Below are 14,562 nucleotides of genomic sequence, written 5' to 3' on the forward strand. Positions count from 1 at the left end.
ATTATCTATTTTAAAGAGCGTTGCCGTTACACTTAAGCTGCTTCGTTTCTCTTAAAGAGTGAAGCCCTGTCCGTGTCAGCGAGGGCGTATATTAAGGATCTACAGATTTAGTGCAAGTGTTTTTTGATAATTTTTTGAAATTATTTTACTTAACACTAAAGCCGCCAAATTAGAGTTCGACAATACGCAGTTCTTTCGGCATAGAAAAAGACACATTCTCTTCCTGACCTTTAAGTTCTTGTGGTGCACTTCCACCTAAGGCAACTAGGCACTGGATCACTTCGTTCACCAAAACTTCTGGCGCGGATGCCCCAGCAGTAACACCGACACTCGACACACCTTGCAACCAAGTCGCATCTATCTCACCAGCATTGTCGATCAAGAAAGCTCTTGCTCCCATGCGCTCCGCCAGCTCTTTCAAACGATTTGAGTTGGAACTGTTAACCGAGCCAACCACCAACACCAACTGAGATTCAACCGCTAGGGTTTTCACCGCATCTTGTCGGTTTTGTGTGGCATAGCAGATATCGTCTTTCTTTGGCCCGACTATTTTTGGAAAATATTCACGCAAAGCATCAATCACGACGGAAGTATCATCCATAGAAAGAGTCGTTTGCGTAACAAAAGCTAAACGCTCTGGATTCTTTACTTTCAGCTTGGCTACATCCGAAGGGTTTTCCACTAGGTAAATGGCACCACCTTTGCTGTCGTCGTATTGCCCCATGGTGCCTTCCACTTCTGGATGACCATCATGACCGATGAGCACACATTCCATGCCATCTCTTGAATAGCGCAATACTTCAAGGTGTACTTTTGTCACCAAAGGACACGTCGCATCAAAGACTTTCAATCCACGTGCCGTAGCAACATCACGAACAGCTTTAGAAACACCATGCGCACTGAAAATCACAATGTTGTCGTCTGGCACTTGATGCAGCTCTTCAACAAAGATAGCGCCACGATTCTTTAGAGACTCCACCACAAATTTATTATGTACAACTTCATGGCGTACATAGATAGGGGGCTCAAATAAATCTAGGCAGCGATTTACGATTTCGATCGCGCGATCTACACCTGCGCAGAAACCTCGTGGGTTGGCCAGCTGGATAGCAAAACTCATACTGCATCCTCAATAGCTACTATTTGTGCCTTGAAGGTTAACGTACGCCCCGCTAAAGGGTGATTAAAATCCACTTGCACCTGCTCTTCGCCGATTTGCGCAATAACGCCAGGTAATTCATTCTTACCAACATCTGCAAATGACACCACCATGCCCTCTTCCAAATCCATAGCGAACTGGGAACGAGGAATCATTTGGATGTTATTTTCATTGCGTGCACCAAATGCTTTTTCAGGCGGCATGTTAAAACTGGCTTCTTGATTAACCTGCATACCTAGTAGTGCATCTTCAAAAGCGGGCAACAAACTGCCATCGCCATACACAAAAGAGGCAGGGGCTTTCGAAAAGTTCGAATCAACAATGGCACCGTCTTCTAAAGACAATTCAAAATGCAAAGTGACGCGACTATTCTTTGTAACTAAACTCATTGTTTTTTACCTTCCGGTTTCTTTACTACCAGAGTTTCTAGCAGCATCAAGATAACACCTAGGGTGATCGCACTATCCGCTACATTAAACGCTGGAAAGTACCAAGCTTGCTGCCAATGGAACTGAATAAAATCCACCACATGCCCATATACCAAGCGGTCGTATAAATTGCCGACAGCGCCACCGAGAATACAGGTTAGAGATAAGGCTTCCCACGGATTCTCGCGCCCAATTTTAATTAGACGCCAACTGATCCCTGTCACCACAGCAAAAGCGATCAATGAGAAGAACCAACGCTGCCAGCCGCCAGCCCCAGCCAGAAAGCTGAAAGCGGCGCCTGTGTTGTAGCGCAGGGTTAAATCAAAAAATGGCAACAGCGCAATTTCTTCACCATAAGCTAATGAAGACTCAACGGCCTGTTTAGTGACCCAATCCAGTACAAAAATGCACAGCGCCAATAACCACCAGCGCTGGGCATTCTGCCATGATGCGAGCTTAATCATCTAAGCAAATAGGCGTTTCTCGCCCTCTCCATCTGGCAAGTTACTGATACAACGATCACAAAGCTCCGGATGAGCTTCACGCTCACCGACCTCTGGACGGTGGTGCCAACAGCGAACACATTTAGCGTTTTCGCTTAGCACAACCGATACTTTCAAACCTTCTAGGTCCGTCGCAACCGCCTCTTCCCCAGCGTCACTTAGAGGCAGAACCTTGACGTCAGATGAAATCAATACGAAACGCAATTCGTCATCCAAACGAGCCAATACTGACTGTAAATTTTCATCACAGTACAGGGTAATTTCCGCACTCAGACTAGCTTTCATTTTGCCTTCGCTACGAGCGGCTTCAAGCACCTTGTTTGTCGCTACTTTGGCTTCCAACACTTGCTTCCAGAACTCGCGTCCCATAGCCTCATCACCCGTTAGTGTCTCAAGACCTTGGTACCAAGTTTCTAGGAAAACAGATTCTCCACGTTCACCCGGCATAGACTGCCATAATTCATCTGCAGTGAAGCTCAAGATAGGAGAGATCCAACGAGTGAAAGCTTCCATGATATGGTAAAGAGCCGTTTGTGCAGAGCGACGCGCCAAGCTGTCTGGCTGAGTGGTGTACTGACGATCTTTAATGATGTCTAAGTAGAAACCACCTAGATCCACAGAACAGAAGTTTTGAATCTTTTGGTTCACTGTGTGGAACTGGTACTCTGAATAAGCGTGATCTAACTCTTCTTGTAGTTGAGCCGCGCGATCCAGAATCCAACGATCCAGCGCAAGCATTTCCGTACTCGGCACAACATCTGTCGCTGGGTTAAAGCCACTTAAGTTCGACAACATGAAGCGGGCAGTGTTACGAATACGACGATAAGAGTCTGCAACACGCTTTAGAATCTCATCAGACACCGTCATTTCCGTAGTGTAATCCGTCGCAGCTACCCATAGACGAATAATGTCTGCACCCAAGGTATCCATCACTTTTTGCGGCGACAAGACATTACCCAAAGACTTGGACATCTTACGACCATCACCGTCTACAGTGAAACCATGGGTTAGTACTTGTTTATACGGCGGCACACCACGCACAGCGATAGACGTCTTCAATGAAGACTGGAACCAACCACGGTGCTGATCCGAGCCTTCTAGGTAAAGATCTGCTGGGAAGCTTAGCTCATCACGCTGATCGATCACGGAGTAATGCGTCACCCCTGAATCAAACCATACATCCAAAGTATCAGTTACCTTGCTGTATAATTCTGCTTCGTCGCCAAGCAATTCGCTGGCGTCTAGCTCGAACCAAGCATCGATCCCTTCCACTTCGATACGCTTCGCCACGTCTTCGATTAGGCGTGGTGTTTCTGGGTGAAGTTCTTGTGTTTCTTTGTTGATGAAAAGTGCGATTGGCACACCCCAAGTACGCTGACGAGACACACACCAGTCTGGGCTGTTATTCAACATCCCTTCCATGCGGTTTTGTCCCCAGCTTGGCACCCACTTCACACCGTCAACAGCATGCTTTGCCGCATCTAACAAACCTTCTTCGGTCATACTGATGAACCACTGAGGTGTCGCACGGAAGATCAAAGGTGTTTTTGTACGCCAGCAATGAGGGTAACTGTGGAAGATTTTCGACTCTTTCACCAAGGCATTGTGACTATTTAGCGCTTCAAGGATCGCACCATCTACTTTATAAACATGCATGCCAGCAAACTGCTCAGCAGTTTCGCTGTAAACACCATTATCTTGCACTAGGTTCATAGTCGACAAACCATTAGCACGACCAACATTAAAGTCATCTACACCATGATCTGGTGCTGTATGCACACAACCAGTACCTGTTTCTGTGGTGACATGCTCACCAAGAATGACAGGAATATCACGTTCAAAGAATGGGTGCTGTAGTACAGTGCCGTCTAAGTCTGCGCCCACACTGCGACCAACAATACGGTAATCCGTCGCTTCGTAACGCGTCATCAGACCTTCCACCATGTCTTCCGCCACGATCAAGCGCTCTTTGCCCAGACCCATATCAACTTCCACTAGGGCATAGTTAAATTCAGGGTGAACCGAAACCGCCTGACTTGCAGGAAGCGTCCATGGGGTCGTCGTCCAGATAACAACCGAGACCTTACCTTCGCCAGCTACATCGCTAAATTTTGCCAACAATGCCGCTTCGTCCTGTGGCGCGTAACGCACATCAAGAGACAAAGAAGTTTTATCTTGGTACTCAACTTCCGCTTCCGCCAAGGCAGAACCACCTACGACACTCCAGTAAACTGGCTTGAAGCCTTTTACTAGGTGACCGTTCTCAGCAATTTTACCCAACGCACGAACGATATTGGCTTCCGTAGCGAAGTTCATAGTCAGGTAGGGATTTTCCCAATCACCCATGACGCCCAAACGGATGAAATCTTTCTTCTGCTCTTCTATCTGGCTGTAAGCATACTCACGACATTTAGCGCGGAACTCTTTATAAGAAACCTTAGCACCAGCCTTACCAATCAACTGCTCTACTTTGTGCTCAATCGGCAAACCATGACAATCCCAACCAGGGATGTAAGGCGCATCGTAGCCACTAACGGTTTTAGACTTAACAATAATATCTTTGAGGATTTTGTTAACCGCGTGACCAATATGAATACTGCCATTTGCGTACGGAGGGCCATCATGCAGAATGAAAGACTTACGACCTTTACTAACATCACGTACTTTTTTGTATAGATCCATATCCTGCCAACGTTTCAACATTGCAGGTTCACGTTTTGCCAAGTCTCCACGCATCGGGAAGTCTGTCTGTGGCAAATTAAGCGTCGCTTTATAATCACTCATGGTTTTTTGCTTTATCCTCAAAGATCATCAGTTCACTGATTCGGCAAAGAAACGAATTGCTTCTTCTTTGTCACATTGAATTTGTTGTTCCAGCTCTTTTAAGCCGGCCATTTTACGTTCCGCCCGAATAAACTGACAGAAGGTCACCTGTACATACTGGTCATACAGATCACCGTTAAAATTAAACAGGTGCACTTCTAATATGGGCGTCTTGCCTTGCACTGTTGGTCGCACACCAATATTTGCTACCCCTTGGTGACTAACGCCTTGCACTTGCAAGGTCACCGCATACACACCCGCCAAAGCAGATTTAATACCTTTTAAATGTATATTAGCGGTAGGGAAGCCTAAGGTTCGGCCAAGCTGTTGCCCGTGCACTACACGACCACTTAACGTCATCGCATGGCCCATGTTTTCTTCCGCGCCTTGCACATCGCCACACTCAAGTGCCTGCCTAACCAAGGTACTACTCACTCGTAGTCCTGAGGCATTTAACACCGAGGGAGTATTTTCGACATCAAATTGGTGGCGCTCGCCAAAAGTCTGTAAATACGTGAAGTCTCCATGGCGATCACAACCAAAACGGAAGTCATCACCCACCACCAAATGTTTCACCGAAAGGCCCTGCAGCAAAATCTGCTGACAAAAAGATTCAGCGGTTAACTGCTGTAACTTAGGGTTAAACGGCAAACACAACACAAAATCGATGCCCTGCCCTTGTAACAACTGCACTTTATCTCGCAAGCGGCCAATCCGCCCAGGGGCCGTCTCCGCTGCAAAAAACTCGCGCGGTTGCGGCTCAAAAATCATAATACCAGCGGGTGACTGATACTCAGCCGCCAAGGCTTTGACCCGAGACAAGATAGCACTGTGGCCAAGATGCACACCGTCGAAGTTTCCTATCGTCAGCACACTATTCTTATGCTTTGAACGGATATTATGAATACCGCGAATTAACTCCATAGAACCCCGTACAAAACCATCTCACTCAGCGTCGAAAAAATAACCGCGATTATATAGCAGTTCACCACGCGAAGGTAGGCCAGCACATGAACAAGCCAGCCACCACCGCACAGAAAATAGAAAAAGCCTATGAATGTTTCAGAATACTGGCGCGCAAACCTGCCGCAAAGGCACTTATTCCATACACAGCAACACCTGCCAGAACAATCAGCAAGATATACCCGACACGCTGAGCGTCGCCCATTTGCGTCCACACTAGCTCCAACTGAGAAAACGCCCATAGACAAATCACTAACGCGGCACTGGCGCGCACTAGAATCCGGACCAACTTTTTCCACTCGGATGTAAAACTGTGATACCCCTGCTTATGCAGCCCACGCCATAGTAAAAATGCATTTAGACAGGCCGACAAACTGGTCGCCAGCGCTAACCCTACATGGCCAAACGGCCACACAAGGATCAAATTCAGCACCATGTTCGACACCATGGCGATAATACCGATTCGTACTGGAGTGCGGGTATCTTGGCGAGCATAATAGCCAGGCGCCAGCACCTTAATCAGCATCATAAATATCAGCCCCAAGGAATACGCTTGTAAACTCAACGCCGCATTGGTGACATCCGTCACCGTCAATTCACCTCGATAAAAAATGGTCGCGATCAAGGGCTCAGCTAACATGAACAAGGCGATGGCAGAAGGCACGGCAATGAGCAGCAAGAGTCGTAACCCCCAATCTAGGGTCACCGAAAAGCGCGAACCGTCGCCACCCGCAAAGCTACGGGACAAGGAAGGCAAAATCACGGTACTAATGGCGATAGCAAAAATACCCAACGGCAGCTCATAAAGACGATCGGACAAATACAGCCAAGTAATACTACCGGTTTGCAGAAAAGACGCTAACACCGTGTCTAATAGCAAATTTATTTGGCTAACAGACACCCCAAATAGCGCCGGCCCCATCAGCAATAAAATGCGCTTAACCCCTGGATGGCGAAAACCCAACCTTGGCATTGGCAACAATTTCAAACGACCCAAAAAAGGTATTTGAAATAACAACTGAATAAGCCCTGCCGCAAACACCCCCCAAGCAACAGCCGTCTCTGCCTGCACAGCACTGCGCGCAAAACAAAGCGTGGCAACCAGTAAGGAGATGTTCAAAAAGATAGGGGTAATCGCCGGTACTGCGTATTCCCCATGGGCATTCAGGATTCCACCCGCCAATGCCGTCAAAGAGATAAACAATAGATAGGGAAACGTAATGGTCAGCAATTCTGCGGTTAATATTGATTGCTCACTGCCTGCGGTAAAGCCTGGTGCAAACACATACACCACCCAGGGCGCTCCCACCATAAAGATCACCGTCACCAACAGCAACACCAAGGTCAACGAACCCGTCACCGCCGCCACCAATGCACGCACTTCGGCTTTGGTTTGATTCACTCGGTAATCACTGAGCACAGGGACAAACGCCTGAGCAAAGGCACCCTCAGCAAATAAGCGTCGAAAAAAGTTAGGTATTTTAAACGCCACAAAAAAAGCATCAGCACTGCCACTTGCCCCCAAAACTGAGGCTAACGCCGCATCTCGCGCCAAACCAAGGATTCGAGAAAGGAAGGTACAGATAGAAACCAGCATGCCAGATCGTAATAAAGACAAGGATTTAGAAGGTTTCTTGGCAGTTGAATTGAGTTTGGACATACGACCTTATACACATAAAAGAAAGACAATGTTGCGGAACATAACGGCTGAATTATGCCCTACATAACCAATAATCTCAGCTGATTTGACTATTATTTGTATAATAGGGTTGTGGCATCGTGAAAAACTGGTAAAATCCGCCGCGAGATTCTCAAGTTGAAACTTGACATTAATTTCACGACACAGCAAAGTGCTAGGTCGTTTCATGTACAAATATTAAAGGAGCCAGACCGTGGCAAACTCCGCCGGTTCAAAAAAACGTGCACGCCAGGCAATCAAACGCCGCGCTCACAATGGTAGCCTTCGCTCAATGGTTCGCACTTACTTGAAAAAAGTAGATGCAGCTATCGAAGCAGGCAATCAAGCTGAAGCACAAGCAGCTTACGTTCTAGCAACTTCTAAGCTAGATAAAGCCGCTGATAAAGGCCTATATCACAAAAACAAAGCTTCTCGTCATAAGAGTCGCTTGAGTGCTAAAATCAAAGCACTGGCCTAATATCTATAAAAAAACCGGCTCATGCCGGTTTTTTTATACCCTCTTGTTATCCCATCACTCTAGTTCAGCAATAAAATAACCCATACTACAGCCGCCAACATTAGCGTCAGCATCACAGCTGCAGAGCCTAAATCTTTTGCTCGTCCTGATAGTTCATGGTGTTCATCACTAATACGATCCACCACCGCCTCAACACTTGAGTTCAGCGTCTCAACGATCAACACCAAACCCACAGAGAAAATCATAAGCGCCTGCTCAATGCCGGAATCGCCCAACCAAAGAGCCAGGGGCAAAGCTAACAGAAACAAACGCACGTCTAAGCGAAAGGATGCCTCATAGCGCCATTGGGCACGTAACCCTTGCACAGAGTACTTTGCCGCGTCCAACACCCGCTCAAAACCACCCTTATCTGGCTTCGCCATGTCACACCCACTTTACTTTAAATGATCACCAAATCGTCCCGATGAATTAACTCGGGCTCACCTTCATACCCTAAAATATCACCGATGTCTGAAGAGGCATGCCCTAGCAATTTAAGCGACTCCGCCACACTGTAGTTCACCAAGCCACGCGCAACCAGCGCACCCTTTTGGTCGACACACAAGACCATATCGCCCCGCGAGAAGCTGCCTTGGGCGTCTTTCACACCTACAGGCAAGAGACTAGTACCGGAACGACGTAAAGCCGCCACCGCACCATCATCCAACACTAAAGCGCCACGACTCTTCAAGTGCCCTGCCAACCATTGCTTACGAGCCGCTAAAGGCTCATGCTCCGGCTGCAACCAAGTACCCAACATTTCACCCCGCATTACTCGCATGACCACATCAGGCTCACGACCAGAAACGATTAGCGTATCGGCCCCTGAACGAGCAGCTAAACGAGCAGCACGGACTTTCGTCAACATACCACCACTGCCCAACACGCCGGCACCGCCACTTGCCATAGCCTCTAAACTGTCATCGGAGGCTAGAGCATGCGTGATTAATGTTGCATCTTTATGATCACGAGGGTTTTTATCGAATAAACCTTGCTGGTCCGTCAAAATAATCAAAGCATCCGCTTCCACTAAGTTGGCTACCAGTGCACCTAGGGTATCGTTGTCACCAAAGCGAATCTCGTCGGTTACAACCGTGTCATTTTCATTAACAATGGGTACAACACCAAAGCCTATCAGCGTACGCAACGAAGATCGTGCGTTCAGATAGCGTCGACGGTTTGATAAGTCATCATGGGTTAACAAAATTTGCGCCGTGCACAAGCCATGTTTTTCAAAATGCGATTCATAGATTCCCACAAGCTCCATTTGACCAACCGCCGCCGCAGCCTGCAGTTCGTTTACTTGTGTGGGGCGAGAAGCAAAACCTAGACGCTTCATACCCGCCGCAATGGAACCAGAAGACACCAAGACAACTTCTTTGCCTTGCGCTCGAAGTTGTGCGATCTGCTCAACCCAAAGACCAATTCGAGCAACATCCAATCCTTGACCGTCATTGGTCAATAATGCGCTGCCTATTTTGATCACTAAGCGTTGCGCCTTCGCTATTTTTTCTCGCATTTCCATGATACTACTTCACTCATCAATACCGTGATTACACTGTCGTTAGCCGACGTACTCAACATCTACATCATAATCGTCATCATCAAAATCGTCGTCATCTAGCTGCTGGCCAGCCTGACGGCGTTTTTCACGCAACGACATAATACGATTACGACCTTCTTCATCGATCAAGGCACGCATCGCTTTCTCTTTCTCACGCTCTTCCGGGCTTTCTGCCAATAGCTCACGCTGTGCTTCAAGTGCCGTCATAAGATCCAGACACAGCACTTCCGTACCTTCACCTGAAATCGCTGAAATACGGTAAGCTTTGCCTTCCCAACCGAGTGCATCAATTACACTCTGGCAGCGCTCTTCTAACTCATCCGCAGGCACCATGTCGGTTTTGTTCAATACCAACCAACGCTCACGTTCTGCTAAAGCTGGGCTAAACTGCTGCAATTCATTTACCGCTATCATGGCCGCTTCCGCTGGTGTCACTTCATCCCACGGCGCCAAGTCGACAATGTGAAGCAAGATACGGTTGCGCACCAAGTGCTTCAAGAAACGAATACCAAGACCCGCACCTTCAGAAGCCCCTTCGATGATGCCGGGTATATCCGCGATAACGAAACTCTGGTGTTTCTTAACTTTTACCACACCAAGGTTTGGCACCAAGGTAGTAAAAGGATAATCCGCCACTTTTGGCTTTGCAGAAGACACTGAGCGAATGAAAGTGGATTTACCGGCATTTGGCAAACCAAGCAAACCTACGTCTGCCAAGACTTTCATTTCTAACTTCAGGGTACGCTCTTCACCCACAGTACCTTTGGTGGTCTGACGTGGCGCACGGTTAGTACTGGATTTGAAACGTGTATTACCTAAACCGTGATGTCCGCCTTGAGCAACTTTTAAAGTTTGCCCAGCACGCACTAAGTCACCCAGTGTTTCACCAGTATCTTCATCGATTACTGTTGTACCGATCGGCACTTTAATTTCTAAATCAGGACCTTTTGATCCGGTCATATCACGACCTTGACCGCCCTGACCATTTTCCGCAATGTACTTTTTGGTGTAACGGAAATCGATCAGAGTGTTTAACGACTCGTCCGCTACCAAAATTACACTGCCGCCATTACCGCCGTCGCCGCCGTCGGGACCGCCTTTAGCTACAAACTTTTCACGCCAAAAGCTCAACGCTCCGTTTCCGCCTTTACCGGCTCGAACATAGATACTGGCTTCATCAACAAATTTCACAGAAACACCCCTTCGGTGGGTTTATCAAACTTAATAAGCTTGATTATAGAATTCTTCCAAAAAAAAAGCCCCGCGTTGCGGAGCTCTTTTTAAGTTTTTTAGCAGGTATTAAGCAGCTACTACAGAAACTGTACGACGCTTAAATTTACCTTTCACTTCAAACTTCACTTGGCCTTCAGCAACAGCGAACAAAGTGTGATCTTTACCGATTTTAACACCTTCACCAGGATGGAATTGAGTTCCACGCTGACGAACAAGAATGTTACCAGGGATCACAACTTGACCACCAAAACGTTTGACACCTAATCGTTTCGACTCGGAATCGCGACCGTTACGAGTACTACCACCCGCCTTTTTATGAGCCATGACTTACTCCTTAAAATATGAATTAATTAACGCTTAGTTGATGCCAGTTACTTTCACTTCCGTGAACCACTGACGATGACCCATACGCTTCATAGAGTGCTTACGACGACGGAATTTCAAGATTTTAACTTTATCTCCGCGACCGTGAGAAACAACTTCAGCTGTTACTTTAGCGCCTTCTACAACAGGTGCGCCAACTTTAACGTCGTCGCCATTGCTTACAAGAAGAACGTCGTTAAATTCAATAACGCCACCTTCTTCAACAGCCAATTTCTCAACTTTAAGGGTTTGGCCTTCTTCTACACGGTATTGCTTACCGCCAGTTTTGATCACTGCAAACATGTTCTTCTCCAATAAGATTTATCCGGCTACTGAAATGATATTTGACCTACTTCTAGTGGCTGGAGTACCTATAAATTTATAGAAATACACTTGCCATATGATAGGGAGCAAAATGTGGATAAATCGGACGCGAGATTGTACAAAATCAAACCACTTAAAACAAGGGAAAAGCGATTGCTTTATGCATTTTTCATATTTTAGGTTGACCGCGACGGCGGCCTTACCTAGCATGGGGGCCACTTGCTGTTCAGCGTGAGACTTTTTAGCTTCGGAAATTGCATGCAATCCACACAAATCCATGATGTTGTCGCCAGTGAATTTGGTCAGGTCAACGAATACATAATGTCGCAACTTACTAGCGATATTCCTTTAATAGAACAAATCGGCTATTACATTATCAGTAATGGCGGTAAACGCCTTAGACCACTTTTGGTTCTACTTGCGGCCCGCGCCAGCAATGATCTTAGTGATGATGCTCTACAACAAAGCATCAAGATGGCCACCATCATTGAATTCATCCACACCTCAACCCTACTTCACGACGATGTAGTGGATGAGTCCGACATGCGCCGTGGTAAAAAAACCGCCAATGAAGAATGGGGCAACGCACCCAGCGTTCTGGTTGGTGATTTCCTCTATTCCCGTGCGTTTCAGATCATGGTCGATGTAGGCAGCATGCAATGCATGGATATTTTGGCAAAGACCACCAATATCATTGCCGAAGGGGAAGTACAGCAGCTCATTAACTGTGGCGATCCAGACACCACGGAAGAAAGCTACCTAAAGGTTATCCAGTACAAAACTGCCAAGCTATTTGAAGGTGCAGCACTTTGTGGTGCCGTGATCGCAGGCGCAAACACTCAGTACCAGCAAGCTATGCAAGATTACGGCATGTATGTTGGCACCGCTTTTCAGCTCATTGACGATGTTATGGATTATGTCAGCACCGCTGAAGAAATGGGCAAAAGTGTCGGGGATGATCTTTCAGAAGGCAAACCTACCCTGCCGCTCATTTACACCATGCAAAATGGCACTAAAGAGGCCGCCGAGCGAGTGCGCCAAGCCATTGTTACCGGTGGACTAGAGCAACTGGACACTATCATCCAAGACGTACAATCTTGTGGTGCCATTGAGTTCACACAGCAAAGAGCTCAACAACAAGCGGACTTGGCCATTAAAAGCCTAGATTGTTTGCCTGAATCGGATTACAAAACGGCCTTGATCAACCTTGCTCACGCATCGGTAAAACGCCGCAATTAAGAAGCATTCGCTGTGCGCCAAGGCCAAGACTTTGGCGCACAGGTCTTACTCTTCGATATTCAAAATATCCTGTACCAGCTTGGCAGTGACCTGTGGATCTTCCTGCATAAAGCAATGACCACCTGCCGTTTCCACCAACCGTATATTTCGATTCAGCTTCGCTGCCAGGCGATACGCCTTTTTGAACATTGGAAAGGTATCTTTGCCCATCACTATGTAAGTCGGCACAGAAATTCTTAGGATATTGCGCCACAAGCCCTTAGCCGTACTACCAAATATGGCGGCTTCCATCCAAGTTGGGCAGATCAGTTCACAATGCCCATTCTCGTCTTGGCGAATCGAATACTCGATGTAATCCTCCAAACATTTGTCCTGCCAGCCTTTAAAAGTACCACGCCCTTGGTAGTTCGCTTTCACCTTATCGACATGATCCCACTGGGTACGACGACGATTCGCTTGTCGTACCACAGGCACTTTACCAATCAAGCCTAACCATTGGGTGATACGCAGTAAAAATAACTGGCGTGGCGAAAAAAATGCTGGGTCGAGTAGCACCATGCGACTGAATAGGCTTGGATCCTGAACGCTCATGAGCGCCGTCATGCAACCGCCAAAACTGTGCCCTACGCCGATAAGTTCACCATCCTTTGCACTGTGCTGGGCTTGCAACGACTGGTAAAAACGCTGGGCGGTTTCATTCCAGCCGATAAAGTGCTCACCCACGCTGGACCCACCATGCCCCTCAGCTTCCTGAAGAATGAGGTTATAACCTTCTAACTTAGACAGAAACTCACTATAGGTACGCACGGCAAAACCGTTACCATGCAGGAAGTGAATACTCGCTTCCGCATCCGCAAGATCGCTACGATAGCCTTGTAAAAAGCCACCCTGATACTCAAAACGCCACGGGATAAACGCATGTTCTTGGGGAGAACTCATAGAAATACTCAAATTTGATTCAAAACATGGCTGATTATTTTCTCACAGAAATTCAAAAAACCATCATTCAGGACAAAAATAGTTAAACTAATCGTCGCTAGATTTAGACTTTTACACAGATCGGACAGTAAATAGCCTTTTTTTACAATTTGAGTTTGTTTTTTTTGGAGCTAAAGATTCATATTAGATCCTCAAACCGATATAATCAGCTAGATTTTATACTGCAAACTGAACCACGCGAACCCAGCCAAGCTATCTAAGCTTTCAGCTGCTATGTGGATATAGGACTATAATGACTACAGCTTCATCTTTTGAAAAAGACGAACTATTACAATGTGGCCACGGAGAAATGTTTGGTGCAGGCAATGCACAACTTCCAGTTGGTAACATGTTAATGATGGATCGCATCACTCACATTTCAACGGAAGGCGGTGAATTCGGTAAAGGCGAAATTATCGCTGAACTTGATATCAACCCAGACCTTTGGTTTTTTGCTTGCCACTTCCCTGGCGACCCAGTAATGCCTGGCTGCCTTGGCTTAGATGCTATGTGGCAACTTGTTGGCTTTTTCTTAGGCTGGAAAGGCAACAAAGGTCGTGGTCGTGCACTAGGTTCTGGCGAAGTGAAATTCACAGGTCAAATCCTACCAACCGCGAAAAAAGTTACCTTCCACATCCAATTAAAACGCGTTATCGAACGCAAGTTGGTTATGGGTATAGCAGACGGAAGCGTAAAAGTTGACGGTCGTGAAATTTACACTGCAAAAGATTTGCGTGTAGGCTTGTTCACATCAACTGATAACTTCTAACAGATTAAGTAAAAAGAGGCA

Annotated in this window: 15 protein-coding genes; 3 read left to right on the forward strand and 12 right to left on the reverse strand. The window is 46.8% G+C overall.

What is annotated here, in order from left to right:
* Positions 1-169: 169 nt before the first annotated feature.
* The 6 genes from ispH to murJ form a co-directional block, all read right to left on the reverse strand.
* A complete protein-coding gene (ispH, locus tag ACUM5Y_RS14620; RefSeq protein ID WP_445977629.1) occupies positions 170-1,120 on the reverse strand; it encodes a 4-hydroxy-3-methylbut-2-enyl diphosphate reductase in 951 nt (316 codons plus the stop codon).
* Entirely contained in the window at positions 1,117-1,548 is a 432-nt protein-coding gene (locus ACUM5Y_RS14625; protein ID WP_445977630.1) for an FKBP-type peptidyl-prolyl cis-trans isomerase, read from the reverse strand. Before ACUM5Y_RS14625 ends, ispH begins: the two co-directional genes overlap by 4 nt.
* Positions 1,545-2,051, reverse strand: a complete 507-nt coding sequence (gene lspA, locus ACUM5Y_RS14630; protein WP_445977631.1) for a signal peptidase II — start codon at positions 2,049-2,051, stop codon at positions 1,545-1,547. The genes ACUM5Y_RS14625 and lspA overlap by 4 nt, the downstream gene beginning before the upstream one ends.
* Positions 2,052-4,874, reverse strand: coding sequence for an isoleucine--tRNA ligase (ileS, locus tag ACUM5Y_RS14635; RefSeq protein ID WP_445977632.1), 2,823 nt, complete (start codon positions 4,872-4,874; stop codon positions 2,052-2,054).
* Between the two features lie 27 nt (positions 4,875-4,901).
* Entirely contained in the window at positions 4,902-5,837 is a 936-nt protein-coding gene (gene ribF, locus ACUM5Y_RS14640) for a bifunctional riboflavin kinase/FAD synthetase (protein ID WP_445977633.1), read from the reverse strand.
* Positions 5,838-5,964: 127 nt separating this feature from the next.
* Complete coding sequence (murJ, locus tag ACUM5Y_RS14645; protein WP_445977634.1) at positions 5,965-7,536, reverse strand: murein biosynthesis integral membrane protein MurJ; 1,572 nt, start codon at positions 7,534-7,536, stop codon at positions 5,965-5,967.
* A 232-nt stretch (positions 7,537-7,768) separates the two neighbouring features.
* Between murJ and rpsT the strand changes: the two genes are divergently transcribed.
* Positions 7,769-8,032, forward strand: a complete 264-nt coding sequence (gene rpsT / locus ACUM5Y_RS14650; RefSeq protein WP_445977635.1) for a 30S ribosomal protein S20 — start codon at positions 7,769-7,771, stop codon at positions 8,030-8,032.
* A 59-nt stretch (positions 8,033-8,091) separates the two neighbouring features.
* Here rpsT and ACUM5Y_RS14655 read toward each other — a convergent pair whose 3' ends face one another.
* The 5 genes from ACUM5Y_RS14655 to rplU all read right to left on the reverse strand — a co-directional run bounded on the left by ACUM5Y_RS14655 (position 8,092) and on the right by rplU (position 11,534).
* Complete coding sequence (locus tag ACUM5Y_RS14655; RefSeq protein ID WP_445977636.1) at positions 8,092-8,454, reverse strand: diacylglycerol kinase; 363 nt, start codon at positions 8,452-8,454, stop codon at positions 8,092-8,094.
* Positions 8,455-8,471: 17 nt separating this feature from the next.
* A complete protein-coding gene (gene proB, locus ACUM5Y_RS14660; RefSeq protein ID WP_445977637.1) occupies positions 8,472-9,596 on the reverse strand; it encodes a glutamate 5-kinase in 1,125 nt (374 codons plus the stop codon).
* A 39-nt stretch (positions 9,597-9,635) separates the two neighbouring features.
* Entirely contained in the window at positions 9,636-10,826 is a 1,191-nt protein-coding gene (gene cgtA, locus ACUM5Y_RS14665; RefSeq protein ID WP_445977638.1) for an Obg family GTPase CgtA, read from the reverse strand.
* A gap of 108 nt (positions 10,827-10,934) precedes the next feature.
* Positions 10,935-11,192: a 50S ribosomal protein L27 gene (gene rpmA, locus ACUM5Y_RS14670; protein ID WP_445977639.1), complete on the reverse strand. Its 258-nt coding sequence runs from the start codon at positions 11,190-11,192 to the stop codon at positions 10,935-10,937.
* 33 nt (positions 11,193-11,225) lie between these two features.
* Positions 11,226-11,534: a 50S ribosomal protein L21 gene (gene rplU, locus ACUM5Y_RS14675; RefSeq protein WP_445977640.1), complete on the reverse strand. Its 309-nt coding sequence runs from the start codon at positions 11,532-11,534 to the stop codon at positions 11,226-11,228.
* Between the two features lie 279 nt (positions 11,535-11,813).
* Between rplU and ispB the strand changes: the two genes are divergently transcribed.
* Complete coding sequence (gene ispB, locus ACUM5Y_RS14680) at positions 11,814-12,794, forward strand: octaprenyl diphosphate synthase (protein ID WP_445977641.1); 981 nt, start codon at positions 11,814-11,816, stop codon at positions 12,792-12,794.
* 45 nt (positions 12,795-12,839) lie between these two features.
* On the opposite strand, the gene ACUM5Y_RS14685 is transcribed toward ispB, so the two are convergent.
* A complete protein-coding gene (locus tag ACUM5Y_RS14685) occupies positions 12,840-13,733 on the reverse strand; it encodes an alpha/beta fold hydrolase (RefSeq protein ID WP_445977642.1) in 894 nt (297 codons plus the stop codon).
* A gap of 292 nt (positions 13,734-14,025) precedes the next feature.
* Between ACUM5Y_RS14685 and fabA the strand changes: the two genes are divergently transcribed.
* The gene (gene fabA, locus ACUM5Y_RS14690) at positions 14,026-14,541 is read left to right on the forward strand and encodes a 3-hydroxyacyl-[acyl-carrier-protein] dehydratase FabA (RefSeq protein WP_445977643.1); all 516 of its coding nucleotides are present in this window, start codon (positions 14,026-14,028) and stop codon (positions 14,539-14,541) included.
* Positions 14,542-14,562: the final 21 nt, after the last annotated feature.

Source organism: Marinomonas dokdonensis (assembly GCF_052747885.1).

What these genes read in the sequence shown, in the direction of transcription:
- ispH (WP_445977629.1), bottom strand. Translation starts at nt 1,120, where the DNA reads ATGAGTTTTGCTATCCAGCTGGCCAACCCACGAGGTTTCTGCGCAGGT.
- ACUM5Y_RS14625 (WP_445977630.1), bottom strand. Translation starts at nt 1,548, where the DNA reads ATGAGTTTAGTTACAAAGAATAGTCGCGTCACTTTGCATTTTGAATTG.
- lspA (WP_445977631.1), bottom strand. Translation starts at nt 2,051, where the DNA reads ATGATTAAGCTCGCATCATGGCAGAATGCCCAGCGCTGGTGGTTATTG.
- ileS (WP_445977632.1), bottom strand. Translation starts at nt 4,874, where the DNA reads ATGAGTGATTATAAAGCGACGCTTAATTTGCCACAGACAGACTTCCCG.
- ribF (WP_445977633.1), bottom strand. Translation starts at nt 5,837, where the DNA reads ATGGAGTTAATTCGCGGTATTCATAATATCCGTTCAAAGCATAAGAAT.
- murJ (WP_445977634.1), bottom strand. Translation starts at nt 7,536, where the DNA reads ATGTCCAAACTCAATTCAACTGCCAAGAAACCTTCTAAATCCTTGTCT.
- ACUM5Y_RS14655 (WP_445977636.1), bottom strand. Translation starts at nt 8,454, where the DNA reads ATGGCGAAGCCAGATAAGGGTGGTTTTGAGCGGGTGTTGGACGCGGCA.
- proB (WP_445977637.1), bottom strand. Translation starts at nt 9,596, where the DNA reads ATGGAAATGCGAGAAAAAATAGCGAAGGCGCAACGCTTAGTGATCAAA.
- rpmA (WP_445977639.1), bottom strand. Translation starts at nt 11,192, where the DNA reads ATGGCTCATAAAAAGGCGGGTGGTAGTACTCGTAACGGTCGCGATTCC.
- rplU (WP_445977640.1), bottom strand. Translation starts at nt 11,534, where the DNA reads ATGTTTGCAGTGATCAAAACTGGCGGTAAGCAATACCGTGTAGAAGAA.
- ispB (WP_445977641.1), top strand. Translation starts at nt 11,814, where the DNA reads ATGCAATCCACACAAATCCATGATGTTGTCGCCAGTGAATTTGGTCAG.
- ACUM5Y_RS14685 (WP_445977642.1), bottom strand. Translation starts at nt 13,733, where the DNA reads ATGAGTTCTCCCCAAGAACATGCGTTTATCCCGTGGCGTTTTGAGTAT.
- fabA (WP_445977643.1), top strand. Translation starts at nt 14,026, where the DNA reads ATGACTACAGCTTCATCTTTTGAAAAAGACGAACTATTACAATGTGGC.